Here is a 23,857-nt window from a genome sequence, read left to right on the forward strand (position 1 = left end):
AACGCCCGGTTACATTCCGAACCCGGAAGCTAAGCCTCATAGCGCCGATGGTACTGCAGGGGGGACCCTGTGGGAGAGTAGGACGCCGCCGAACTAATTTTGAATGGGAAACCCCCGCACCTTATGGTGCGGGGGTTTTCTGCGTTTAGGGTCGGGTTATGCGATACGAACTGGTCATCTTCGACAACGACGGTGTCCTCGTCGACAGTGAACCGCTCTCCAACACGATCCTCGCCGGCTATCTGACTGAGCTCGGGCACCCCACCTCCTACGAGGACTCCCTGCGCGACTACATGGGCGCCGCCGTCCACCGCGTACACGATCTGATTCTCGAGCGGAGTGGGCAGCGGCTGCCCGAGGACTTCGACGATGTGTTCCACGGGCGGGTCTTCGCCGCTTTCGAGCGGGAGCTTCAGCCGGTGGAGGGGGCCGTGGACGTGCTGGAGAAGCTGACCGGTGACGGGGTGGCCTACTGTCTCGCCTCGTCCGGGAGCCATGAGCGGATTCGAGTCGGGCACCGGAAGGCCGGGCTCGACAAGTGGTTCGACGAGAGCCGGGTCTTCAGCTCGCAGGACGTGGGGCGGGGAAAGCCGGCGCCTGATCTTTTTCTGTATGCCGCAGAACGCATGGGCGTGGCGCCCGAAAAGTGTGTCGTCGTGGAAGACAGCCGGCTCGGAGTACAGGCCGCCGTCGCCGCCGGGATGGATGTCTTCGGGTTCACCGCCATGACGCCGGCCGAGCGGCTGGCGGGCGCCACCGAACTCTTCGGAGACATGCGGGAGTTGCCGGACCTGCTCGCATGACGACGAACCGGGATTGGGCAGGTGATCCATCTACCCACCGGTAGAACAGGGTCCTACGCTCTGCAGCCATGACCGAAGTGCTGCGGCGCGGCAGGGCCTCGCTGGCGTTCGCCTTCCTGGTGCAAGGAGTCACGTTCGCCCTGCTCGTGACGCGGATTCCGGCGATCCAGGATCGCTACGGGATATCGGACGGGCTGCTGCCCGTCTTCCTCGCGGCGGTGCCGATCCTGGCCGGAATCGGCAGCCTCGGCACCGAGCGCCTGGTGAAGAAGGTGCCGCCCAGCGCGGTGCTGAGATGGTCGCAGCCCGCCGTGCTGCTGGCGCTGCTCGGGGTGGGCGCGGGCGACGCGATGTGGCACGTGGCCGTGGCGCTCGGGGCGTTCGGGCTTGCGGTGGGGGCGCTCGACGCGGCCATGAACATGCTCGGGGTGAGCCTCCAACGGGCGTACGGGCGCAGCATCATGCTCGGGTTCCATGCCGCGTACAGCCTGGGCGGGATCGTGGGGGCGTCGCTCGCCTGGGCCGGGGCGCACTGGGACTTCTCGCTCCTCGTGTCGTATCTGCCGGCCGTGGCGGTGCTGCTGCCGGCCGCGCTCGTCGGGAGCCGGTGGTACGTCGACGCGGCGCCGGCCCAGGGGGCGGCCGTACCGACGGAGGGGGCGGGCGTCGGCTTCAAATTGCTGCTGCCGCTCTGCGCGGTGATGACGTTCGCGTACATCGGTGACTCGACGGTCTCCAACTGGAGCGCCAAGTACCTCCAGGACGTGCTGGGGAGCTCGGAGGAGGTCTCGACGGTTCCCTACAACGTCTACATGGTCATGACGCTGGTGGGGCGCGGGCTCGGGGATCTGGGTGTGCGGCGGTTCGGGGCCGTGGCGGTGGTGCGCGGTGGGTCGGTGGTGGCCGCGCTGGGGTTCGCGGTGGTGGCGGCGGCGCCCGGGGCGTGGGTGGGGATCGCCGGGTTCACCGTGCTCGGGCTGGGGCTGTGCGTGATCGTTCCGCAGACGTTCGCCGCGGCGGGGAGATTGTTCCCGGGGGCTTCGGATGCGGCCGTGGCGCGACTGAATGTCTTCAACTATGTGGGGTTTTTGATCGGTTCGCCGCTGGTGGGCGGGCTCGGGGATGTCTGGAACTACCGGGGGGCCATGGTCGTTCCTCTGGTGTTGGTGCTCCTGACCTTGCTGTACGCCCGTTCCTTCGCCCCAGGACCGGACCGGTACGGTGACGGGCATGAGTGGCCGCGCGCAGCTGATGTGGGACGAGGCAGTAACGGGCTATGACTTCGGCCCGGGTCACCCGATGGACCCGGTCAGGCTCGGGCTGACCCGAAGTCTGGTCGGCGCCTTCGGGCTCGACCGGGAGCTGGAGGTCGTCGCGGCCAAGCGGGCCGGTGACTCGACGCTGCGGCTCGTGCACCGCGGGGACTACGTGGACGCGGTCAAGGCCGCCTCCGCCGATCCCGCGTCCGCCCGCGGGGAGTACGGTCTCGGCACGGAGGACGACCCGGCCTTCGTGGGGATGCACGACGTGTCGGCGCTGATCGCCGGGCAGTCCGTGGGCGCGGCCGAAGCGGTGTGGCGCGGGGAAGCGCTGCACGCGGTGAACTTCGCGGGCGGGCTGCACCACGCGATGCCAGGCGCCGCCTCCGGCTTCTGCATCTACAACGACGCGGCGCTGGCCATCGCCCGGCTGCTCGAACTGGGCGCCGAGCGCGTGGCGTACGTGGACGTGGACGTGCATCACGGCGACGGCGTCCAGGCCGCCTTCTGGGAGGACCCGCGGGTTCTGACGATCTCGCTGCACGAGCATCCGCGGACGCTGTTCCCGCAGACCGGATGGCCCGAGGAGACCGGCGCGGACGGCCCGGCGGAGGGCACCGCGGCGAATGTCGCGCTGCCGGCCGGGACCGGTGACGCCGGGTGGGTGCGGGCCTTCCACGCCGTGGTGCCCGAGCTGCTCGCCGAGTTCCGGCCACAGGTCCTCGTGACGCAGCACGGGGCCGACACGCACTTCGAGGACCCCCTGGCGCACCTCGCGGTGTCGCTGGACGCCCAGCGGGCCGTGCAGGTCGCCTGCCACGAGCTGGCCCACGAGCACGCCGACGGGCGGTGGGTCGCCCTCGGCGGCGGGGGATACGCCGTGGTGGATGTGGTGCCGCGCTCCTGGACCCATCTCGTGGCCATCGCGGCGGGACGGCCCGTCGAGCCCACGGCGGAGACCCCCGAGGCGTGGCGGCACGAAGTGTACGCACGGACCCGGCAGTTGGCGCCGGGCCGGATGACGGACGGCCGGTGGCCGGTGGACTGGCAGGGCTGGGAGGCGGGGTACGACCCGGCCGACCGGCTCGACCAGGCCGTGCTCGCCGCGCGGAAGGCAGTGTTCCCGTTGCGGGGACTGCTGGCTTAGAGGGTGTGCGGGGGCTGTCGGCCAGGGGGCATGCGGCGAAGGCGCCGGATTATGCCCGCGTTAGCCCAACTGTGGGGGCTTTCCAGGGTTTTGAGGCACCATGGGCGCCGGTGCGCCAGCATCGGACCGTGTTGAGCACCGGCGCGCTGCGTGCGCATCTGTTGGCGGCTCGGTTGGCCGGGCCCGTGGCCACCTCGAGGGAGCAGAGCCTGCGGAGTTATCGGCTGTTCGCGGCCCGGGACCCACGGATACTGCTGGGGCTCGACCCCGAATGGAGCTGGGGCTCCGGCGACCTGCTGCGCCTGATGTCCGACAAGTGCGGGGTGTCCGCCGACCCGGGGTGCACCACGGGCGCCGACGTCATCGATCCGGAACGGACGCTGACGGCGCTCGACGCCTTCGCGGAACGGCTCGCGGCGGCGGCGCGACGGCGGCTCCCGGTGCTTCTCGGGACCGGTCACCCGCACCGACTGCTCGGGTTCTACGCCGCGTTGGCGGACGCTTTGTCGGCGGCGGGATGTCCCGTCCTCACCCCGGCGCAGGGCAGCAGTGTCGACATAACGACCCGGTTCGGTCTACGCACGTACAACCTTGACTACGTACAAGGAGTCGCGCTGGTGCGCGAACCCGGCGCGCGTCCCACCGGGAGTGAGACCGGCGCACACACCCACTCACCCCTCCCGATTCGGGCCGCTCTGGATGGCGCCGCGGAGGCCGGCGGACCGCTTCCCGGGTTGGTCATCGGGGACCACGGATGGGTCTGCGGAGCAGGTCAGCTGGGGTTTGAGGCGATCGGTCTGGCGGATACGGACGATCCCGCGCTGTTCGTCGGAGAGGCCGAGGGGCAGGTGTCCGTCGTCGTTCCGCTTGATGACGCTGTGCGGTCTGATTACTACCGACCGCTTACTCGCTATGTACTCAATCGAGCGTGTCTGTCACAGTAGGCGGCCGATCGCGGCTCCTCTTCCCCACTCGCATCATCCGCCCCTAGTCTGGGGAGTGAGCGCGCAGAGACGAAGAGTCACCGGAAGGGGAAGCCGGTGCCCGTCATGTGCGGAAGGTTCAGGTGGGGTGTCATGGCTGCAGAGCAGAGGCCGCTGAACGAGGTCGCGTTCCTTACCGTGGCGGAAGTCGCCGCGGTGATGCGAGTGTCCAAGATGACCGTGTACCGCTTGGTGCACAGCGGTCATCTGCCCGCCATCCGGGTCGGGAGGTCCTTCCGGGTCCCGGAGCAGGCGGTTCACGAGTACCTCCGCGAGTCCTATGTGGGGGTTGAGGCTGGTTGAGTCACGGGTCCTCGGGCCCGTGGCGCAGGGGTCATGGCTCCTCGATTACGTCCCTCACGCGGGGACAGGTAGGCTAGGCCGACGTAGGTCGTGTGGGCCCAGTCTGCTGCCCCGCACCGAGTGAAGAGAAGTGAGCGAGGGTAGTCGTGGGCTCTGTTATCAAGAAGCGGCGTAAGCGGATGGCCAAGAAGAAGCACCGCAAGCTGCTGAAGCGCACTCGCGTTCAGCGTCGCAACAAGAAGTAAGCGACAGCTGCACAGCGTGTACCGAAGCCCTCCCGTCATCCGACGGGAGGGCTTCGGTGTTTTCGGCCGTCTCTGGGTGCGCGGTCGTCACAGCGCGACGTCCACCCGCTAGCGTGGTCCGCAACAGCCGACAGTGGTGCGGCGACGGTGGTGGGGCGAGGGTCGGGGAAAGGCAGGCGCTGATCTTGGGCAAGGTCGTGCTCGTGACCGGAGTGGCCCGGCAGCTGGGCGGACGGTTCGTCCGGCGGGTCCAGCGCGATCCCGAGGTCGACCGGGTGATCGCCGTCGATGTCGTCCCGCCCGAGCACCATCTCGGCGGCGCGGACTTCGTCCAGGCCGACATCCGGCAGCCCACGATCGCCAGGGTGCTCGCGGAGCACAGTGTGGACACGGTCGTCCACATGGACGTCAGCGCCACCGCGCTCGGCGGCCGCGACGGCAGGGGTGGCCGCGGCTCGGTCAAGGAAGCCAACGTCATCGGCACGATGCAGCTGCTCGGCGCCTGCCAGAAGTCGCCGACGGTGAAGCGGCTCGTGGTGAAGTCGAGCACCAGCGTGTACGGGTCCGCGCCCAGGGACCCCGCGGTCTTCACGGAGACCACGCCGCCCAAGTCGCTGCCCAGCGGAGGCTTCGCCAAGGACATCGTCGAGGTCGAGGGCTATGTGCGCGGGTTCGCGCGGCGCCGCCCCGACGTCGCCGTGTGCGTGCTGCGCTTCGCGAACATCCTGGGGCCCGCCGCGGACTCCCCGCTCGCCGAGTACTTCTCGCTGCCGGTCCTGCCGACCGTGTTCGGCTACGACCCGCGCCTGCAGTTCGTCCACGAGGACGACGCGGTCGAGGTGCTGCGGCTCGCCTCGCACGAGCCGCGGCGCGGCACGCTCAACAGCGGCACCTTCAACATCGCCGGCGACGGCCAGCTGCTCCTGTCCCAGTGCTCGCGGCGGCTCGGCCGCCCCACCGTGCCCCTCTTCCTGCCGGCCGTCACCTGGGTCGGTTCGGCGCTGCGCACGGTCGGCATGACGGACTTCTCGCCCGAGCAGATCAGACTGCTCACCCACGGCAGGGTCGTGGCCACCCGGCAGATGCGCGAGACACTGGGGTTCGAGCCGAAGTACACGACCGCGGAGGCCTTCGCGGACTTCGTGCGCAGCCGGGGACCCGGGCTGCTGCCACCAGGAGCCCTCGCGGGAGCAGTCGACCGGATCGCCGCGCTGCCCCTCGCGGGCGGCGACCAGAGCGCCAACTGAGGAGAGCGTCAACCATGGCGGACGCCAAGGTCATTCCGTTCGACGACGACCGGTCGCGCGGGAGTGCGCAGCGCACCTCGCGCCGGAGGTCCGCGCCCCGGCGCAAGGGTGATCCCGTGGCCGGGGTCAAGGCGCTGCCCGGACAGCAGGACGGGCCCCGGCAGGGCGAGCAGGGCGGGGACCCGCAGGTGGCGTCCCAGGAGCCCGCAGGACGGGCTCAGGGGCCCGAGCCGCGGAGCGGTGGCGGGTGGGACCGGCGCGTCGCCGGCGGCCTGGCCTTCCTGCGGCGGCGGCTGACGGGGGAGTACGAGGTCGACGACTTCGGTTACGACGAGGAGCTCACCGACCAGGTCCTGATGTCGCTGCTCCGCCCGTTCTACGAGAAGTACTTCCGGGTGGAGGTGAAGGGCATCGAGAACATCCCCGCCGACGGCGGGGCGCTGATCGTCGCCAACCACTCCGGGACGCTGCCGCTGGACGGCCTGATGATGCAGGTCGCGGTGCACGACAACCACCCGCAGGGCCGCCATCTGCGGCTCCTCGCCGCCGACCTCGTCTTCATGCTGCCGGTGATCAACGAACTGGCCCGCAAGGCCGGACACACGCTGGCCTGCGCGGAGGACGCGGAGCGGCTCCTTGAGCGGGGCGAACTGGTCGGCGTGATGCCGGAGGGCTTCAAGGGCATCGGAAAGCCGTTCAGCGAGCGGTACAAGCTGCAGCGGTTCGGCCGTGGCGGCTTCGTGTCGACGGCGCTGCGGACGGGCTCGCCGATCGTGCCGTGCTCGATCGTCGGGGCGGAGGAGATCTACCCGATGATCGGCAACGCGAAGACGCTGGCGCGAGTCCTGGGCATCCCTTACTTCCCGCTCACGCCGACGTTTCCGTGGTTGGGGCCGTTGGGGGCGGTGCCGTTGCCGACGAAGTGGACGATTCAGTTCGGGGAGCCGATTCCGACGGACGGGTATCCGCCGGAGGCGGCGGAGGATCCGATGCTGATGTTCAACCTGACGGACCAGGTGCGCGAGCAGATCCAGCATTCGCTGTACAAGTTGCTGGTGCAGCGGCGGTCGGTGTTTTTCTAGGCCGTACGCAGTCGGGGGCGCCTCCTGTGTGGAGGGCGCCCCCGACTGCGTACTGGTGGGTGCTACTTCGTGTCCTCGCCCTTGATGCCGAGCTCCGGGAGCTGGAGGCCCGGCAGGAGGGGTGGCAGCGTCACGTCCGGTTTGGGCGGGGTGGTGTGCTGGCCTGGCTTGCTCTTGCCGTCCGAGGGGGCCGGGCTCGTCTTCTTCTCGTCCGGCGGGTCGAGGAGACCGCCGGTGGTGCCGCCGAGAATGCCGTCGTCCTCGCGGTCCGACGTGGAGGGCCTGGGCTTGCTGTCGCTGCCCGCCCCGCCGCCGTGCGAGCTGCCGCTGCCCGAGGGGCGCGTCGGGCGCCCGTCGGAGCTGTCCGAGCCGCTCGGGCTCTGGGACGTCCGGCCGGTGCTGCCGCCCTTTTCCGGGGGGCGGGGCAGCAGGGACCGCAGCGGCTCGACCTCTTCGTCTATGGCGTCGAAGACGGAGTTCACCTGCTCGCCCACGTCGCCCAGCTGGACGGGGAGGCGGCCCTGAAGGTCGCTCCACGCCTCGCGGTGCGAACGGGAGAACGCGGAGAGCGCTTGGATGGGGCCGAGTGAGCCGTCGCGCTCGTACGCCTCGAGGAGGAGGCGGTGGCCTTCCGTGGCGTCGTGCCGCATGCCGGAGAGGGCTCGCCTGACCTCGCCGAGCGACTCGTGGTCGAGGGCGCCGGAGCGGCCCCGCTCCATGAGCCTGCGGGCCTCGCTCAGCCGGGTGGAGGCCTGGTCGAGATAGATCCGGCCGCGGTCGCTGTCGTCGTCGGCCAGCCCTCGCTTGAAGTCCTCCATGCCGCGCTTGAGGCCGTACAGCGAGTCGCCGGGGAGGGCGTCGGAGCTGGCGGCGGCGACACCGCCGAACGCGCCCGCGGCGACACCGACGGTGAGGCCGCCGGCGGCGATGCCCTTGGACAGGCGGGAGCGCGGACGCAGTTTCTGCAGGGCGCCCGCTCGGTGGGCACCCTTGCGGGACCGCTGCTGTGGCACCGACGGCGCGCCGCCCTCCAGGAGCATGGCTTCCATCGCGGCCACGAGCTGGGCGCGCTGGACGACCTTGACCTCGGGGTCGAGGGCGGGTTTGGGCAGCGCGTCGAGACCGTCCGCCAGGGCCAGTAGACGGCCCTGCTCGGTCGGCTCGGCGCGGGCCGCGGTGGTTTCGGTGGACTCCACGGGTGCGGCCGCGGGCGCGGACGTGAGCGCGGAGTCCTCGGACTGCTCGGCTGCCGGGCCCTGGTCGGAACGCTCCTCCAGGGCCTGGGCGAAGGCGTTCGCCCGCCGGTGGGCCGATACGTTCGCGATCACTGGCGGCACCTCCTCTCGTCATGACGGTCGACTCCCCAGGGGGTCCTGAGGGTTGCATGTCCTGACCATTTCCACACGATCGAGTGAGCGGAGCCAGCCAGGTAGCGACCACAGGGAGCCTGCATCCCGCACAACGAGCGTCGCGGCACTTGGGTTACGGACGGCGGATGATCGGACCGCGACAATTCTGTGGCGACCATCTGGCCGCCACAGAAGGGGAGTTGAGCATGGTGGCCCGCCGGCGGGCGGCTAGCGGGCGTCGTCGGGCAGCAGGCGGGCGAGGGTGCGCACCGCGCGGTACTGAAGGGTTTTGATCGCGCCTTCGTTCTTGCCCATGACCCGCGCGGTCTCGGCGACGGAGAGGCCCTGGAGGAAGCGCAGGGTCACGCATTCCTGCTGCTGGGGGTTGAGGCGGCGGACGGCTTCGAGGAGGGCGGCGTTCGACAGGGACTCCAGGACGGAGTCCTCGGGGCTGCGCTCGACTTCGTTGGCGTCGAGCATTTCGCCGGTGGTCACTTCGAGGCGGAAACGGCTCGATTTGAAGTGGTCGGCGACGAGATTGCGGGCGATCGTGACCAGCCAGGCGCCGAAGTCACGGCCCTGCCAGGTGAAGGTGCCGATGCGGCGGAGGGCGCGCAGAAAGGTCTCACTTGTGAGGTCCTCGGCGGTCGCCTTGCCGCCCACGCGGTAGTAGATGTAGCGGTAGACCGTGTCGCTGTACTGGTCGTAGAGGCGGCCGAAGGCGTCGGACTCGCCGGCTTGGGCGCGCTCGACGAGCTCCATCATGCGGGCGCTGTCGCTGTCCGCGGCGGGACGGCGGGGGGTGGGGGCCGAGGTGGCGGCAGCGGCGGAGCGGCCCCGTCTGCTGACTGCCGCACCGCCGTTCGCCAGGGCATAGCACGGCCCGGCGGGTGCGGGGACGGCGAGGGCGGGGACGGCGGGGACGGCGTACGCGGTGGGGACGAAGCCGCGCAAGCGGTCGATGACCGTTGCGCGCAGCGTAGCCAGGCCCGAGGTGTCAACCCCGACGTGTGGGTACACGGGACTCCCAGAGGCAGAGCTTCCATCACGTGCAGTGCGGGACCGTTCACCCGTCGTAGCGACGTGTGGGGTCCCTTATGCGTCTGAGGAGAATAACGCTTCGTACAGGCAGCACTACACCCAGTTGCTCAAATCATCGATTACGTCGCTTCTGTAACCGATTGACGCCCGTTCAAGTGCCGGAGAGTGAGCACTTGTTGATCGAATGAGTTCACATTCCGTGTCGGCCTGAGGCGTGTTGTGGCCGAGTGCTACCGGCGCGACTGGCGGGAGACACCCTGGGGTAGGACCGACGGATGCTCAGTGGCGGCGGCGGTGCAGGGCCACGGCCGCGGCCGCGCCGCCCGCGAGCGCGCCGACACCCGCGGCGGCCGGGATGCCGACCTTCGCGGCCTTGCGGCCGGTGCGGTAGTCCCGCAGCCGCCAGTCCCTGGCGCGGGCGTGCTTGCGCAGTTTGGCGTCGGGATTGATCGCGTACGGATGCCCGACGAGCGAGAGCATCGGGATGTCGTTGTGCGAGTCGCTGTACGCGGCGCAGCGGCCCAGGTCGAGGCCTTCGGCGGCGGCCAGGGCGCGGACCGCCTCGGCCTTCGCGGGGCCGTGCAGGGGTTCGCCGACGAGCTTGCCGGTGTAGACGCCGTCGATGGACTCGGCGACGGTGCCGAGCGCGCCGGTCAGGCCGAGGCGGCGGGCGATGACCGTGGCGATCTCCACCGGGGCGGCGGTGACCAGCCAGACCTTCTGGCCCGCGTCGAGGTGGGCCTGGGCGAGGGCGCGGGTGCCCGGCCAGATCCGCTCGGCCATGTACTCGTCGTAGATCTCCTCGCCGATGGACATCAGCTCGGCGACCCGGTGGCCCTTGACGATGGAGAGGGCGCTGTCGCGGGCGTCCTGCATGTGCTCGGGGTCCTCGACGCCGGCGAGTCTGAACCACGCCTGCTGCCAGGCGAACCGGAACAGTTCCTGGCGTTCGAAGAACTTCCGCTTGTAGAGGCCGCGGCCGAAGTGGAAGATCGCGGCGCCCTGCATCACGGTGTTGTCGAGGTCGAAGAAGGCGGCGGCCTTGTCGTCGCCGACGACGGGGAACACCGGCTCCTGCGAGGCTTCGTCGGGCGCGGTCCGCGCGGCGAGGGCGTCGAGTTCCTCCAGCTCCTGCGAGGACTTGCGCGCTGCCTCGGCCGAGGCCTCGCCTGCCAACACGCTCCGCGCCGTGGCGGAGCGCCTACGGGGGGTGAGCCATCCGAGAGCGGCCATGTCGTGAGCATAGCCAGTCTGTTCGGTGGTCCCGGAGTCGGGAGGATTCGGGCCTGTGAACTCTCCGCGACCGGGCCGTTAATCGGGCCGCGCCGAGGGTGCCCTCCGGCCGGGTCCGGCGGGGCGAGAATGGGGCCATGAGCCCTATTTTTCGTCGTGGCGGCGGTCGTACGGAGAAGAGTCGCGCGGAGCGGAAGCAGCCGCGGGAGCGGTTGGTCACCCTGATCGGGAAGCCGGGGTGCCATCTGTGCGACGACGCGCAGGCGGTGATCGAGAAGGTCTGCGGGGAGCTCGGCACGCCCTGGGAGAAGAAGGACATCACGCGGGACGAGGAGCTGCACCGGGCCTATTGGGAGCAGATTCCGGTGGTGCTCGTGGACGGGGAGCAGCACACCTTCTGGCGGGTGGACGAGGGGCGGCTGCGGCGGGAGCTCGCCGGGTAGGCCGGAAAGGTCCCTCACCTACTGACCGACCAGTCCAAAGTTCCCGCGAAGTCGATTACGCTTTGGGGCGGTTTTGGTCTCGGGGGCGATGATCGTGAGGAGAGTGTGCGGTTTTGCCCCCATCAAATGAGCAACGACGCTCCGTGCGCGCCGGTTCCACGATCGCGCGCCGGGGGCGCGTGACCCCGGTCACGTTGGCCGGGCAAATCGGACACCATCTTTGTGCACGCGTTCACAAAGACATAGCCTGCATTCGACGGGGCGGTCTGGGGACGAGTGACCGCCTGCAGCCCCGCTCTACCCGCAGGAGCACCGTGGCAACTGGCCGAACTCACCGACCGGCGACCCGCAGCCGAGGGATTCCCGAGGCCACCGTCGCCAGGCTTCCGCTGTACCTCCGAGCCCTCACCGCACTGTCGGAGCGCTCGGTGCCCACGGTCTCCTCCGAGGAGCTCGCGGCCGCCGCGGGGGTCAACTCCGCGAAGCTGCGCAAGGACTTCTCGTACCTCGGTTCCTACGGGACGCGCGGCGTCGGCTACGACGTCGAGTATCTCGTCTACCAGATCTCCCGTGAACTCGGGCTGACCCAGGACTGGCCGGTTGTCATCGTCGGCATCGGTAACCTCGGCGCCGCCCTCGCCAACTACGGCGGGTTCGCCTCCCGCGGTTTCCGTGTGGCGGCCCTGATCGACGCGGACCCGGCCATGGCCGGTACGCCGGTCGCGGGCATGCCGGTGCAGCACACCGACGAACTCGAGAAGATCATCGAGGAGAACGGCGTCTCGATCGGCGTCATCTCGACCCCGGCCGGCGCCGCCCAGCAGGTCTGCGAGCGGCTCGTCGCCGCCGGTGTGACCTCCATCCTGAACTTCGCGCCGACCGTCCTTTCCGTGCCGGACGGTGTCGACGTACGCAAGGTCGATCTCTCCATCGAGCTGCAGATCCTCGCCTTCCACGAGCAGCGCAAGGCCGGGGAGGACGCGGCGCCCGAGGGCCCCGTCCCGCCCGTCTCGGCCAAGCAGCAGCGGAAGGGACCCGACGGGGACGTCCCCGCCGTGATGCCGGCATGAGTCTCCTGGTCGTGGGACTGAGTCACCGCAGCGCCCCCGTGAGCGTCCTGGAGCGTGCCGCGCTGTCCGCGGACGCGCAGGCCAAGCTTCTGCAGGACACCCTGGCCGCCGAGCCCGCCGCCGAGGCGGCCGTGCTCGCCACCTGCAACCGCATCGAGCTCTACGCCGACGTGGACAAGTTCCACGCGGGCGTCGCCGAGCTGTCCACGCTGCTCGCCCAGCACAGCGGCGTCGGCTTGGAGGAGCTCACCCCCTATCTGTACGTCCACTACGAGGACCGCGCCGTCCACCACCTCTTCTCGGTGGCGTGCGGGCTCGACTCGATGGTCGTCGGCGAGGGGCAGATCCTCGGGCAGATCAAGGACGCCCTGGCGCGCTCGCAGGAGCTGCACACCGCGGGCAAGCTCCTCAACGATCTCTTCCAGCAGGCCTTGCGGGTCGGCAAGCGCGCGCACTCCGAGACCGGCATCGACCGGGCCGGGCAGTCCCTCGTGACCTTCGGCCTCGAACAGCTCGCGCTGCGCGAGCCGGTCGACGCCTGGGCGGCGGGCAAGCGTGCCGTGGTCATCGGCGCGGGCTCCATGTCCTCGCTGGCCGCGGCGACGCTCGCGCGCGCCGGTGTGGCGGAGATCGTGGTAGCCAACCGCACGCTGGAGCGCGCGGAGCGGCTCGCGGAGATCCTCGGGGAGTCCGGTGACCACGAGGTGCGCGCCCGCGCCGTACCCATGGACGCCGTGGCGGACGAACTGACACGTGCCGACGTGGCCGTCTCCTGCACGGGAGCGACCGGCCTCGTACTGACCGCGGAAGCCGTCACCGCCGCCGTCGAGGGGCGCGTTCCCCCGGCCGACGGCCCGCTCGACGAGGCGCCCGCGCCGTCCGGAAACGGTTCGCCGGGCCAGGGTGCCCGGACGGCCACCGTCGCCGACGAGGGCTGCCCGGTCGACCTGTCCGCGCCGCGCGGTTTCTCCGTCGCCGGCGAGGAGGCCGTCGCCGGGATGGACGCGGCGTCCCTGGAACAGCACGCGGCCTGGGTGGACAACGCCCCGGCCGAGCGGCGCGAGGAGCAGGCCGCCGACCCGCGGGCCGAGGCCGACGCGATCGCCGCCCTTGTGGCCGCCGCACGCGTCACGGGCCGCCTCCCGGAGCGGCGCCTGCGCGCGTCGTCGGCCGGTGCGGCCCGCCCTGCCGTGCTCGCGCTCCTCGACCTCGCCATGCCCCGTGACATCGACGCCGCGGTGCACCGCATCCCCGGTGTGCGGCTCGTGGACATCGAGTCGCTGGCCGAGGCCTCCGCCGACGCGCCGATGGCCAACGACGTGGAGCAGGTCCGCGGCATCGTCTCCGACGAGGTCGCCGCCTTCGGCGCCGCCCAGCGGGCCGCGCACATCACGCCGACCGTGGTCGCCCTGCGCACCATGGCCGCCGACGTGGTGGCGGGCGAGATGGCCCGGCTCGAAGGACGCCTGCCCGGTCTCGAGGACAAGCAGCGCGCGGAGATCACCCAGACCGTGCGCCGCGTCGTCGACAAGCTGCTGCACGCGCCGACGGTGCGGGTCAAGCAGCTGGCGAGCGAGCCCGGCGGCGCCGGATACGCGGACGCGCTGCGCACGCTCTTCGACCTCGACCCGCAGACGGTCGCGGCGGTCAGCAGAGCTGACCACCTGAACAACGAGAACGACGACCCGAATAGAGGCCGGGCATGACCGAGAGGGCCCTCAGACTCGGGACCAGGCGCAGCAGGCTGGCCATGGCCCAGTCCGGCCAAGTGGCCGAGGCAGTCAAGGAGCTGACGGGGCGCCCCGTCGAGCTGGTGGAGATCACGACGTACGGCGACACCTCGCGCGAGCACCTCGCGCAGATCGGTGGCACCGGTGTGTTCGTCGCCGCGCTGCGCGAGGCGCTGGCCCGCGACGAGGTCGACTTCGCCGTGCACTCGCTCAAGGATCTGCCGACCGCGCAGCCCGCCGAGCTCACCCTCGCCGCCGTGCCGGTCCGTGAGGACCCGCGCGACGCACTGGTGGCGCGCGACGGGCTGACCTTCGCGGAGCTCCCCGACGGTGCCCGCGTGGGCACCGGCTCGCCGCGCCGCATGGCGCAGCTGAACGCCTACGCGCGCAGCCACGGCATGACCATCGAGACCGTGCCGATCCGGGGGAACGTCGACACCCGCATCGGATACGTCCACAAGGGGGAGCTCGACGCCGTCGTGCTCGCCGCCGCCGGACTCAACCGCGTCGGCAGGTCCGACGAGGTGACCGAACTCCTGTCGGTCGACACTGTTCTGCCCGCCCCCGGCCAGGGGGCACTGGCGATCGAGTGTGCCGCGCACAACGCGTCACTCGCCGCCGCGCTCGCCGAGCTCGACGACCCGTACACCCGGGCCGCCGTGACCGCCGAGCGGTCCCTGCTCGCCGCCCTGGAAGCCGGCTGCAGCGCACCCGTAGGTGCGTTGGCCGACCTCTTGGCCGACGGGCAGATTGTCAAGGAAATGCGCCTGCGCGGCGTCGTCGGTACGACCGACGGCTCGACGCTGGTGCAGCTGTCCACCACCGGTCCCGTGCCCGAGACGGAGACCCAGGCCATGGCGCTGGGCCGCGAACTCGCAACCGAGATGCTCGCCAAGGGCGCGGCCGGTCTGATGGGGGAGCGAGCACTTTGAGCCCCACCTCGAACCTTCCAGGCCTTCCCGCACACGGGCACGTCACCTTCCTCGGTGCCGGACCCGGAGATCCGGGACTGCTGACCCTGCGCGCCGTCGAGGCGCTGGCCCGAGCGGATGTGCTGATCGCCGAGCCTGATGTGCTCGACGTCGTCCGCGTGCATGCCAGGGGAGGTGTGGACACACCCCAGCCGGCAGCTGACGACACGTCAATGACCGCCGACGCGACGCCGTTCCGAGCTGCCGCCAATCTTGTCATGGAGGCGGCGCGGGGCGGCAGGCGGGTCGTGCGTGCGGTGAGCGGCGACCCGGGCCTCGACACGTACGCGGCGGGCGAGATGCTCGCCTGCGCCGCCGAGGGCATCCCCTTCGAGGTGGTGCCGGGCATCGCGGCCGCGGTCGGTGTGCCCGCGTACGCGGGTGTGCCGCTGCGGGACGCGCAGGGCACGGACGTCCGCTTCGTCGACGCCCGTACCGCGTCCGACCGCTGCTGGAGCGAGGTCGGCGCGTCCGACGGGACCGTCGTGGTCTCGGTGGCGCTCGACTCCGTGGCCGCGGCGGCCGGTGAGCTGGTGGCCGCGGGGCGCAAGCCGGACACCCCGATGACCGTCACCGTCGCCGGTACGACGACGCGCCAGCGCACCTGGACCGCGACGCTCGGCACCGTCGCGCAGGTCCTCAAGCAGGCGAAGGTGCTGCCCTCGCCGGACGGCGGCCGGACCGTCATAGCCGTGGTCGGCGAGGCCTGTGCCACCGCCCAGCGTGATCAGCTGTCGTGGTTCGAGTCGAAGCCGCTCTTCGGGTGGCGCGTGCTCGTGCCGCGTACGAAGGAGCAGGCGGCCTCGCTCTCCGACCAGCTGCGGTCGTACGGCGCCGTGCCGCACGAGGTCCCGACCATCGCGGTCGAGCCGCCGCGCACGCCCCAGCAGATGGAGCGCGCGGTCAAGGGCCTGGTCACCGGCCGGTACGAGTGGATCGCCTTCACGTCCGTCAACGCCGTCAAGGCGGTGCGGGAGAAGTTCGAGGAGTACGGGCTCGACGCGCGTGCCTTCGCCGGGATCAAGGTCGCGGCCGTCGGCGAGCAGACGGCCGCCGCGCTGATCGCCTTCGGCGTGAAGCCGGACCTGGTGCCGAGCGGTGAGCAGTCGGCCGCCGGTCTCCTGGAGGACTGGCCGCCGTACGACCCGGTCTTCGATCCGATCGACCGGGTGTTCCTGCCGCGGGCCGACATCGCCACGGAGACGCTGGTCGCCGGGCTCATCGACCTCGGGTGGGAGGTCGACGACGTCACCGCCTACCGGACGGTGCGGGCGTCGCCGCCGCCGGCGGAGACCCGTGAGGCGATCAAGGGCGGTGGCTTCGACGCGGTGCTCTTCACCTCGTCGTCCACGGTGCGCAATCTCGTCGGGATCGCGGGGAAGCCGCACAACGTGACGGTCATCGCGTGTATCGGGCCCGCCACCGCGAAGACCGCGGAGGAGCATGGGCTGCGGGTGGATGTGATGGCTCCGGAGCCGTCCGTGCACAAGCTGGCCGAGGCGTTGGCGGAGTTCGGTACGCGGCGGCGGGTGGCGGCTCTTGAAGCGGGGGATCCTGTTACCCGGCCGAGTGAGCGTCGGCCTGGTTCGCGTCGGCGACGCACGGCGCCGTAGGTTCTTCTGGGTGGGCGCCTCCCTCACCGGTTCTCTGCACCGGGGGTTGTGCCCACCCGTCCCGCCGTGCGGGACGCCTGCCCACAACGGGAACGGCTGAGCGCACCCTGCGGGACCGTCAGTAGTAGCGGTCGTCAAGAGGTGAGGGTTGCAGTGACTGAGTACGGATCGTTTCCCGGGGCGCGGCCGCGGCGGTTGCGGACTACTGCTGCCATGCGGCGCATGGTCGCGGAGACGCGGTTGCATCCGGCCGATCTGATCCTGCCCGCGTTCGTGCGCGAGGGGATCAGTGAGCCGGTGGAGATCGGCGCCATGCCCGGCGTCGTGCAGCACACCCGCGACACCCTGAAGAAGGCCGCCGTCGAGGCGCTGGAGGCCGGGGTCTCGGGGATCATGCTGTTCGGTGTGCCGGAGGAGTCGAAGAAGGACGGCCTGGGCACGCCCGGCACGGACCCGGACGGCATCCTTCAGGTGGCGCTCCGCGACGTGCGCGCCGAGGTCGGCGACGACCTGATCGTCATGTCGGACCTGTGCCTCGACGAGACCACCGACCACGGGCACTGCGGTGTCCTGGACGCCGAGGGCCGTGTCGACAACGACGCGACCCTGGAGCGGTACGCGGAGATGGCGCAGGTGCAGGCCGACGCGGGCGCCCATGTGGTGGGCCCGAGCGGGATGATGGACGGTCAGGTCGGCGTCGTGCGTGACGCGTTGGACCAGGTCGGTCACGAGGACGTCGCCATCCTCGCGTACACCGCGAAGTACTCCTCGGCCTTCTACGGTCCCTTCCGCGAGGCCGTCGGCTCGTCGCTCAAGGGCGACCGCAAGACCTACCAGCAGGACCCGGCCAACGCCCGGGAGTCCCTGCGGGAGCTGGCGCTCGACCTGGAGGAGGGCGCCGACATGGTGATGGTGAAGCCCGCGGGCCCCTACCTCGACATCCTCGCCCGGATCTCCGACGCGGTGGACGTGCCGGTGGCCGCGTACCAGATCAGCGGTGAGTACGCGATGATCGAGGCCGCCGCCGAGCGGGGCTGGATCGACCGGGACCGGGCGATCATGGAGTCCCTTACGGGGATCAAGCGCGCCGGCGCGAACATGATCCTGACGTACTGGGCGACCGAGGTCGCGCGGCAGCTCTGATCCGCCGGACGGCGGCCCTTGACCTCAACCTTGGTTGAAGTCGGAGGGTGGTGTGCATCGACGTTCGTTTCCACGTTCCGAGGAGCACACCATGCGCGCTGTCGTCCTGCACGAGTTCGGTCCCGCCGAGAACCTGCGGTACGAGACCCTGCCCGACCCCGTCGCGGGGCCCGGGCAGGTCCGGATCGCCGTACGGGCGGCGGGAGTCCACTTCGTCGAGACCGTCATGCGCCGGGGCGAGGCGTCCGGGATGGCGCCGCCGCTGCCCGAGCTGCCCGCCGTCTTCGGCGGTGAGGTCGCGGGGACCGTGGAGGCCGTGGGCCCCGATGTCGACGGTGCGTGGCTCGGGCGGCCCGTGGTGGTCTCGCGCTCGGCGCCCGGCGGGTACGCCGAGCTGGCGGTCGCCGACGTGGCGAAGCTGCACGTCGTCCCGGACGGGCTCGGCTTCGAGGCCGCGGTGGCCATGGTGGTGACCGGGGCCACCACCATGGGACTTCTGCGGGCGGCGCGACTCCGCGCGGACGACGTGGTGTTGGTGACGTCCGCCGCCGGTGGCGTGGGGCGGCTCGTGGTCCAGTACGCGCACGCACTCGGGGCGACGGTGATCGGCGCGGCAGGGGGCCCCGCCAAGGTCGAGGCCGTGCGCGCGCTCGGCGCCGACATCGCCGTCGACTACAACGAGCCCGGCTGGCAGCGCGAGGTCGCCGAGCGGCTCGGCGGCGGGCGGCGCGTGACCGCCGTACTCGACGGGGTGAGCGGGGAAAAGGGCGCGGCGGCCTTCGAGTTGATCGCCGACGGTGGGCGGTACGTCGTCATCGGCTGGTCGTCGCAGGAGGACTTCGAGCCGGGGCCCGAGCTGCTCGCGGAGCGGCGGATCACCTTCACCAACGCGCTCCTCCAGCTGCTCGGGAGCCCCGAGGACGGTCCCGCGTACGAGCGGGAGGCTCTGGAGGCCGCCGCCAAGGGGCAGTTGGTGCCCGCGGTCCAGACGTTCCCGCTGGAGCGGGCGGCCGAGGCGCACGCCGCCATCGAGCGCCGGGAGACCACGGGGAAGGTGCTGCTCGTCCCGTGACCCCGTGGCCCGGTGCCCCGCACGTCAGTCCTTCTTGAGCAGGAGCGGCATGCGCGAGAACCCGTCGGCTCCGTAACCCTGCTCGACGGCGCGGTCCAGGAGGTCCTGGAACGGCTCGAACAGGTCGGTGCGCAGGCCCTGTTCGGCGAACGCGGTGGTGAAGTTCGGGAACGCCTCGCGGTTCATGGCGAGGTTCGAGACGTCCGTCACATGCTGGTCGGTGTCGAGCGCCTCGGCGCCGTCGGGCACCAGGCCCTGCGTCATCGCGACGATCCAGTCGGTCAGGAGCGGCGCCAGCTCACGGGCCGGGATGCCCTCGCTGCGGATCATCGCGAAGGCCTGGGCGACGCCCATCGCCATGCCGTACATGCCGGTGAGCAGCGACAGGTCGTAGAGGGCGGCGAGGCCGGGGTCCTTGCCGACCCACTTCGTGTCGGCCAGGGCGGCCAGCGTCTGGCGGTGCGTCTCGAAGGCCGCCTCGTCGGTGCCGCTGTAGAAGATGTACGCGCCGGGGGTGGCGATCATCTGCGGGACGGCCATGATGCCGCCGTCGATGTACGTGATGCCGTGCGCCGCCGCCCAGCCCGCCAACTCCCGCGCCTGGCCCGGGGTTCCGTTGGTGAGGTTCACGACGGTGCGGCCGGCGAGTGCGTCGGCCTCCGGCGCCAGCAGGGTGCGTACGTTGTCGTTGGTCGTGAGGCAGACGATGACGAGGTCGGCGGCGGTGATGGCGTCCCGCGCGGTGTCGGCGGGGGTGGCGCCCTGGGCCGCGAGGGGGCCGGTCTTGGACTTCGTGCGGTTCCACACGGTCGTCGGGTGCCCGGCCTCGACCAGGGCGGTGGCGAGGGCGGTGCCCATCAGGCCGAGACCGAGCACGGTGACGGCGGAACTGCTGGTGTTCTTCTCGGCGTTGCTGGGCACGGGGAGCTCCTTCGAGGACGGTGCGTCGGGTACGCGATCGATCCTCGTTCGGCGCTGACAGTTGGACAAGTACCGACTTTTCTGTGCGGTACTTACCAAAAGGTGTGTGAGCAGGTCGGAGCTCCCCGTGCCGGTGATCGTCAGCCGAACTGGCCGGGCTGGTAGTCGCCCGCGGGCTGCTGGACGATGACGTTCAGGCGGTTGAAGGTGTTGATGAGCGCGATCAGCGTCACCAGTCCGGTGAGCTGCTCCTCGTCGTAGTGCTTCGCGGCGTTGGCCCACACCTCGTCCGGGACGCCGCCCGCCGCGTCGGCGATGCGGGTGCCCTCCTCCGTCAGCTCCAGCGCGGCCCGCTCGGCCTCGGTGAACACCTTGGCCTCGCGCCACGCCGAGACCAGGTGGAGACGCGTCGACGTCTCACCGGCGGCGGCCGCTTCCTTGGTGTGCATGTCGAGGCAGAACCCGCAGCCGTTGATCTGGCTCGCGCGGATCTTCACCAGCTCCTGCGTCGCGGCCGGCAGCCCCGTCTCCGAGACGACCTTGTTGACCGCGGTCAGGTGCTTGAGGGCCTTTCCGGCGGACGGGCTGGCGAAGACGTTCAAACGGGGTTCCATGATGTGCTCCTGTGGCTTTGTCGGTGCCAGGTCCTACACCTCTACGACGGACGGGCGCGGGCGAGATGTGACAGGAGCGGGTGTGAGCTGGGTCTCTTCCCGTCGGACGGTCGCCCGGGGTCACCGGTCCAGGGCGTCCTGCCGCGTCGGCTGCCAGTAGGTGACCGTGGCGGAGCCGTCCACGTACACGCCCGCCGCGGGGAGCTTCAGGACCGCCTCGGGGCCGATGCTGCCGTCCATCGCCCGGTTCGCGAAGTGGACGCCGAGGCGGTGGGCGGTGCGGCCGTCCGTGCCGCCGCCGTCCGCCGCCGAGGGGGCGACGCCCGCGTACGCCGACTGGCTCGGCCGCAGGGTGACGACCGCCTGCGGCGTGGAGTCGTGGTCGACGGCGGTCGTGGACTGGGCGTCGTCGAAGCGGAGGAAGGGGGCGTTGTAGGCGTGGCAGGGCACGCGGCCGATGTTCGTGGCGGTGATCAGGAGGTGGTTCGCGGGCCGAGCCACCTCGGTGACCTTCACCTCGGTGTTGGCGCCGGTGCAGACGGCCGGCTGCCGCGCCCGGTCCCCGGTGCGCCGGTTGGTGGTGGGCCCGGGAACCGTGCTGTGCTGGGTCGTCGTCTGTGCCACGAGCGTCGCCGCACCTTCGTCCCGGGTGCCGGTGCCGTCCGAACAGGCCGTCAGGGACAGCCCGCCCAGGGCGATCCCGGTGGCCGCCAGGGTACGGACGGCGAGGGTGGTACGGGAACGGGTGCGGGGGCCGGTGCGGAACATGGCTGATCCTCTGTGTGGAGTGCCGGGAGCGGCGTGCTTGTATGGGCCACAGCTTGTGCCGTGGTTTGGCCAAGGCGCCATGGAGGCCGGGGAGTTGGGGACGCTGGAACGTTCGTACCGGCTCTGGCCAGGGGGAATGACCTCCCCCTGGAACGTCTGAATGGAATGGTGGAGGGCGGAGATGGCGTCTCTCGCGGAGTTGCTGCGGGAGCTCAAGGAGCGGTCGGGGCTCAGCTATGGAGTGCTGGCGCGACGGCTTCACATGAGTACGTCGACGTTGCACCGGTACTGCAACGGGGATGCCGTGCCAACGGAGTTCGCCCCTCTGGAGCGGCTCGCCCGGCTCTGTAAAGCGACCCCCGAAGAGCTCGTCGAGGTCCACCGGCGGTGGATCCTCGCGGACGCGACGCGGGGCAGGAAGGCGGAGCCCGCCGCTCCCGCTGCCCCCGCCGCCCCCAGCGCCCCGGAGCCCGCGCAGGCTCCGCAGAAAGAAGCGGAGTCCGACCCGGACCAGGTCGTGGTTCTCGCCAAGCGGCCCCCGTCGCGTAAGCGGCGGACGCTCGTGCTCGCGGCCGCCGTCGCCGCTGTCGTCGGACTCGGCTCCGTCGCCCTCGCCATGAACGGCGGGGGAGACGGCGACGGGAACCGGCACAAGGCGCGGGCCGCTTCCTCGCCGGAACCCGGCGACCCCGTGGACACCGCACCCGGCAAGGCCAAGGGCAAGGACGACGGCAAGAGCAAGAAGGACGACGGCGAGCACAAGAAGGGCGCCACCCCCTCCGCCTCGCCGTCCGGAAAGGGGAGCCCGCCCCCCAACGCCTCCCACCCCGGCCGCAAGGGGCCCACGTCCGGCGGCGCGCAGAGCGACCCCGGTGTGCCGGTGACGGCTCGCACCAGGCCGTACGCCTTCGACGACCCCTGCCTCCAGAGCTTCCTGGTGAACCGCAAGGCCGACGAGGTGCCGCAGCAGCCCGCCGTGCAGGACGCGGCCGGCTGGGTCGGTGACCTCGGCGCCGTCCCCGCGGGCCGGCAGCTCATCGAGGTCACCGTGCAGGGCATGGGCAAGGACACCGTCGTCCTCCAGGACATGAACGTCCGTGTGCAGAGCACCAGTGCGCCGCTGGACTGGAACAACTTCCAGATGGCGACCGGCTGCGGCGGCAACGTGGACCCCAAGTCCTTCTCCATCGACCTCGACGACGGCTCGCCGCGCCTCAAACCCCAGTCGGGTCAGCGTGACTTCCCGTACAAGGTCAGTGAGAACGACCCCGAGGTCTTCTTCATCATGGCCGACACCGATCTGCACGACGTGCGGTGGTATCTGGAGCTGGAGTGGTCGAGCGGCAAGCGGCACGACTCGCTGCGCATCGACGACCAGGGCAAGCCGTTCCGCACCAGCGGCAAGAAGGGGCGTCCCACCTATGGCTGGCCGCCCGGCGGCTCCAAGTGGGAGAGGCAGCTGCAGGACGGCTGAGCCGCCCACCTCGGCGTCGGCGTCCGCATCCCGGAATGGAGTGTGCGGCCCGTACCTGCGTGTTTAGGGTGCGGGCACATTCGCCAGAGCCGAAGGAGCCGCCGCCGTGACCGTCACCGAGCCCGCCCGTACCGCAGCCGCCCCCACGCCGCCGCTCGCCGCGCGCGCCGCAGCGGTCGGGGGCTCGCCCGTACGGGACATCCTCGCGGTCACCGCGCGGCCCGAAGTCATCAACTTCGCGGGCGGGTTGCCCGCCCCCGCCCTCTTCGACGCCGACGGCATCGCGGCCGCCTTCCGCGCGGTCCTCGAAGAGACCCCCGAGCGGGCGTTGCAGTACTCGACGACCGAGGGCGAGCCCGCGCTGCGTACCGCCGTCGCCGCGCGGGTGGCCGGCCGCGGTCTGCCGACCGACGCCGACGACGTGCTCGTCACCACCGGATCCCAGCAGGCGCTCTCGCTCCTCGCGACCGCGCTGATCGAGCCCGGCGACACCGTCCTCGTCGAGAACCCCTGCTATCTGGCGGCACTTCAGGCCTTCGCCTTCGCGGGCGCGCGCGTGGTGCCCGTGCCCTGCGACGAGTCCGGCATCGACCCGGCCGCGCTCGACGAACTCGTCGCCCTGCACCGCCCCAAGCTGCTCTACACCGTCCCCACCTTCCAGAACCCGACCGGCCGCACCCTGCCCGCCGACCGCCGCGCGGCGGTCGCCGAGGTCGCCGGGCGGCGCGGGCTCTGGATCGTCGAGGACGACCCGTACGGCGAGCTGCGCTTCGAGGGCGAGCGCGTGCCGTGGATCGCCACGTACGCGGGGGCCGGTGACCGGACCGTCCTCCTCGGCAGCTTCTCCAAGATCATGGCGCCCGGCCTGCGGCTCGGCTGGCTGCGCGCGCCCGCCGCGCTGCTGCGCGCCTGCGCCGTCGCCAAGCAGGCCGCCGACCTGCACACGCCCACCGTCAACCAGCTCGCAGCGGCGCGCTATCTGGCCGACCGGGACCTGGACGCGCACGTCGCCCGCGTCGCGGCGGTCTACCGCGACCGCCGGGACGCGCTGCTCACCGGCCTCGCCGACGCGCTCCCGGCGGGCTCCCGGTGGATCCGTCCGGAGGGCGGCATGTTCGTGTGGGCGAAGCTGCCCGACGGCTACGACACGGCGGAACTGCTGCGGACGGTCGTCACGCACGACGTGGCGTACGTGCCGGGGGAGCCGTTCTTCGCCGGGGCGCCGGACCGGTCGACCCTGCGCCTGTGTTTCGTGACGCAGACCGAGGAGGAGATCGCGGAGGGGCTGCGGCGGCTCGGCCGGGGAATCGGCCGGTGGGCTCGGTCGGAGGCTCGGTGAAAAGTGA

The 23,857-nt window shown here is 71.2% G+C and carries 23 protein-coding genes and 1 rRNA gene; 18 read left to right on the plus strand and 6 right to left on the minus strand.

The genetic code is table 11. The annotated features are described in order from the left end of the window. From rrf to ACZ56E_RS05930, 9 genes are all read left to right on the plus strand, one after another. Window positions 1–94 (plus strand): 5S ribosomal RNA (gene rrf / locus ACZ56E_RS05890); the annotation flags it as partial. A gap of 64 nt (window positions 95–158) precedes the next feature. After that, a complete protein-coding gene (locus ACZ56E_RS05895) occupies window positions 159–803 on the plus strand; it encodes an HAD family hydrolase (protein ID WP_471211601.1) in 645 nt (214 codons plus the stop codon). A gap of 68 nt (window positions 804–871) precedes the next feature. After that, window positions 872–2,083 carry an MFS transporter gene (locus tag ACZ56E_RS05900; protein ID WP_471211603.1) on the plus strand — a complete coding sequence of 404 codons (1,212 nt, stop codon included), beginning with the start codon at window positions 872–874 and terminating at the stop codon, window positions 2,081–2,083. Continuing rightward, window positions 2,034–3,209, plus strand: coding sequence for an acetoin utilization protein AcuC (locus ACZ56E_RS05905; protein ID WP_471211606.1), 1,176 nt, complete (start codon window positions 2,034–2,036; stop codon window positions 3,207–3,209). Before ACZ56E_RS05900 ends, ACZ56E_RS05905 begins: the two co-directional genes overlap by 50 nt. A gap of 128 nt (window positions 3,210–3,337) precedes the next feature. Continuing rightward, window positions 3,338–4,153, plus strand: a complete 816-nt coding sequence (locus ACZ56E_RS05910; RefSeq protein ID WP_468604162.1) for a phosphatase — start codon at window positions 3,338–3,340, stop codon at window positions 4,151–4,153. Between the two features lie 132 nt (window positions 4,154–4,285). Next, window positions 4,286–4,495 carry a helix-turn-helix domain-containing protein gene (locus ACZ56E_RS05915; RefSeq protein WP_362996452.1) on the plus strand — a complete coding sequence of 70 codons (210 nt, stop codon included), beginning with the start codon at window positions 4,286–4,288 and terminating at the stop codon, window positions 4,493–4,495. A 146-nt stretch (window positions 4,496–4,641) separates the two neighbouring features. Continuing rightward, window positions 4,642–4,740, plus strand: a complete 99-nt coding sequence (locus ACZ56E_RS05920; protein ID WP_003948845.1) for a 30S ribosomal protein bS22 — start codon at window positions 4,642–4,644, stop codon at window positions 4,738–4,740. A gap of 185 nt (window positions 4,741–4,925) precedes the next feature. Further along, complete coding sequence (locus tag ACZ56E_RS05925) at window positions 4,926–5,987, plus strand: NAD-dependent epimerase/dehydratase family protein (protein WP_471211609.1); 1,062 nt, start codon at window positions 4,926–4,928, stop codon at window positions 5,985–5,987. Window positions 5,988–6,001: 14 nt separating this feature from the next. Beyond that, the gene (locus ACZ56E_RS05930; protein ID WP_471211612.1) at window positions 6,002–7,069 is read left to right on the plus strand and encodes a lysophospholipid acyltransferase family protein; all 1,068 of its coding nucleotides are present in this window, start codon (window positions 6,002–6,004) and stop codon (window positions 7,067–7,069) included. Between the two features lie 62 nt (window positions 7,070–7,131). Here ACZ56E_RS05930 and ACZ56E_RS05935 read toward each other — a convergent pair whose 3' ends face one another. From ACZ56E_RS05935 to ACZ56E_RS05945, 3 genes are all read right to left on the minus strand, one after another. Next, window positions 7,132–8,397 carry a DUF5667 domain-containing protein gene (locus ACZ56E_RS05935; protein WP_471211614.1) on the minus strand — a complete coding sequence of 422 codons (1,266 nt, stop codon included), beginning with the start codon at window positions 8,395–8,397 and terminating at the stop codon, window positions 7,132–7,134. A gap of 249 nt (window positions 8,398–8,646) precedes the next feature. Beyond that, entirely contained in the window at window positions 8,647–9,438 is a 792-nt protein-coding gene (locus tag ACZ56E_RS05940) for an ECF subfamily RNA polymerase sigma factor, BldN family (RefSeq protein ID WP_468333548.1), read from the minus strand. 300 nt (window positions 9,439–9,738) lie between these two features. Beyond that, window positions 9,739–10,692 (minus strand): HAD family hydrolase, encoded by a 954-nt coding sequence (locus ACZ56E_RS05945; protein ID WP_471211615.1) that lies wholly within the window; start codon window positions 10,690–10,692, stop codon window positions 9,739–9,741. 137 nt (window positions 10,693–10,829) lie between these two features. Here ACZ56E_RS05945 and ACZ56E_RS05950 point away from each other — a divergent pair, with 137 nt between their 5' ends. The 7 genes from ACZ56E_RS05950 (at window position 10,830) to ACZ56E_RS05980 (ending at window position 18,734) form a co-directional block, all read left to right on the plus strand. Beyond that, window positions 10,830–11,135 carry a glutaredoxin family protein gene (locus ACZ56E_RS05950; protein WP_468604171.1) on the plus strand — a complete coding sequence of 102 codons (306 nt, stop codon included), beginning with the start codon at window positions 10,830–10,832 and terminating at the stop codon, window positions 11,133–11,135. Window positions 11,136–11,449: 314 nt separating this feature from the next. After that, entirely contained in the window at window positions 11,450–12,205 is a 756-nt protein-coding gene (locus tag ACZ56E_RS05955; RefSeq protein WP_398312742.1) for a redox-sensing transcriptional repressor Rex, read from the plus strand. After that, window positions 12,202–13,911: a glutamyl-tRNA reductase gene (locus tag ACZ56E_RS05960; protein ID WP_471211618.1), complete on the plus strand. Its 1,710-nt coding sequence runs from the start codon at window positions 12,202–12,204 to the stop codon at window positions 13,909–13,911. The genes ACZ56E_RS05955 and ACZ56E_RS05960 overlap by 4 nt, the downstream gene beginning before the upstream one ends. Beyond that, window positions 13,908–14,867 (plus strand): hydroxymethylbilane synthase, encoded by a 960-nt coding sequence (gene hemC, locus ACZ56E_RS05965; protein WP_471211620.1) that lies wholly within the window; start codon window positions 13,908–13,910, stop codon window positions 14,865–14,867. Before ACZ56E_RS05960 ends, hemC begins: the two co-directional genes overlap by 4 nt. Next, window positions 14,864–16,519, plus strand: coding sequence for a bifunctional uroporphyrinogen-III C-methyltransferase/uroporphyrinogen-III synthase (locus ACZ56E_RS05970; RefSeq protein WP_471211623.1), 1,656 nt, complete (start codon window positions 14,864–14,866; stop codon window positions 16,517–16,519). The genes hemC and ACZ56E_RS05970 overlap by 4 nt, the downstream gene beginning before the upstream one ends. 153 nt (window positions 16,520–16,672) lie before the next feature. Then, window positions 16,673–17,662, plus strand: coding sequence for a porphobilinogen synthase (gene hemB / locus ACZ56E_RS05975; RefSeq protein WP_471211625.1), 990 nt, complete (start codon window positions 16,673–16,675; stop codon window positions 17,660–17,662). 91 nt (window positions 17,663–17,753) lie between these two features. After that, window positions 17,754–18,734, plus strand: coding sequence for a zinc-binding dehydrogenase (locus ACZ56E_RS05980; protein WP_471211627.1), 981 nt, complete (start codon window positions 17,754–17,756; stop codon window positions 18,732–18,734). Window positions 18,735–18,758: 24 nt separating this feature from the next. On the opposite strand, the gene ACZ56E_RS05985 is transcribed toward ACZ56E_RS05980, so the two are convergent. From ACZ56E_RS05985 to ACZ56E_RS05995, 3 genes are all read right to left on the minus strand, one after another. Then, window positions 18,759–19,655 (minus strand): NAD(P)-dependent oxidoreductase, encoded by an 897-nt coding sequence (locus ACZ56E_RS05985; protein WP_471211630.1) that lies wholly within the window; start codon window positions 19,653–19,655, stop codon window positions 18,759–18,761. 140 nt (window positions 19,656–19,795) lie between these two features. After that, window positions 19,796–20,269: a carboxymuconolactone decarboxylase family protein gene (locus tag ACZ56E_RS05990; RefSeq protein WP_471211633.1), complete on the minus strand. Its 474-nt coding sequence runs from the start codon at window positions 20,267–20,269 to the stop codon at window positions 19,796–19,798. Between the two features lie 120 nt (window positions 20,270–20,389). Beyond that, entirely contained in the window at window positions 20,390–21,037 is a 648-nt protein-coding gene (locus tag ACZ56E_RS05995; RefSeq protein WP_471211635.1) for a DUF4232 domain-containing protein, read from the minus strand. Between the two features lie 181 nt (window positions 21,038–21,218). Between ACZ56E_RS05995 and ACZ56E_RS06000 the strand changes: the two genes are divergently transcribed. Both ACZ56E_RS06000 and ACZ56E_RS06005 read left to right on the plus strand, forming a co-directional pair. Beyond that, the gene (locus tag ACZ56E_RS06000) at window positions 21,219–22,511 is read left to right on the plus strand and encodes a helix-turn-helix domain-containing protein (protein ID WP_471211637.1); all 1,293 of its coding nucleotides are present in this window, start codon (window positions 21,219–21,221) and stop codon (window positions 22,509–22,511) included. A 106-nt stretch (window positions 22,512–22,617) separates the two neighbouring features. Next, on the plus strand, window positions 22,618–23,850 hold the full coding sequence (locus ACZ56E_RS06005) for an aminotransferase-like domain-containing protein (RefSeq protein WP_471211640.1): 1,233 nt from the start codon (window positions 22,618–22,620) through the stop codon (window positions 23,848–23,850). Window positions 23,851–23,857 lie beyond the last annotated feature (7 nt).

The sequence above is a fragment of the Streptomyces sp. NPDC039480 genome, from assembly GCF_055597165.1.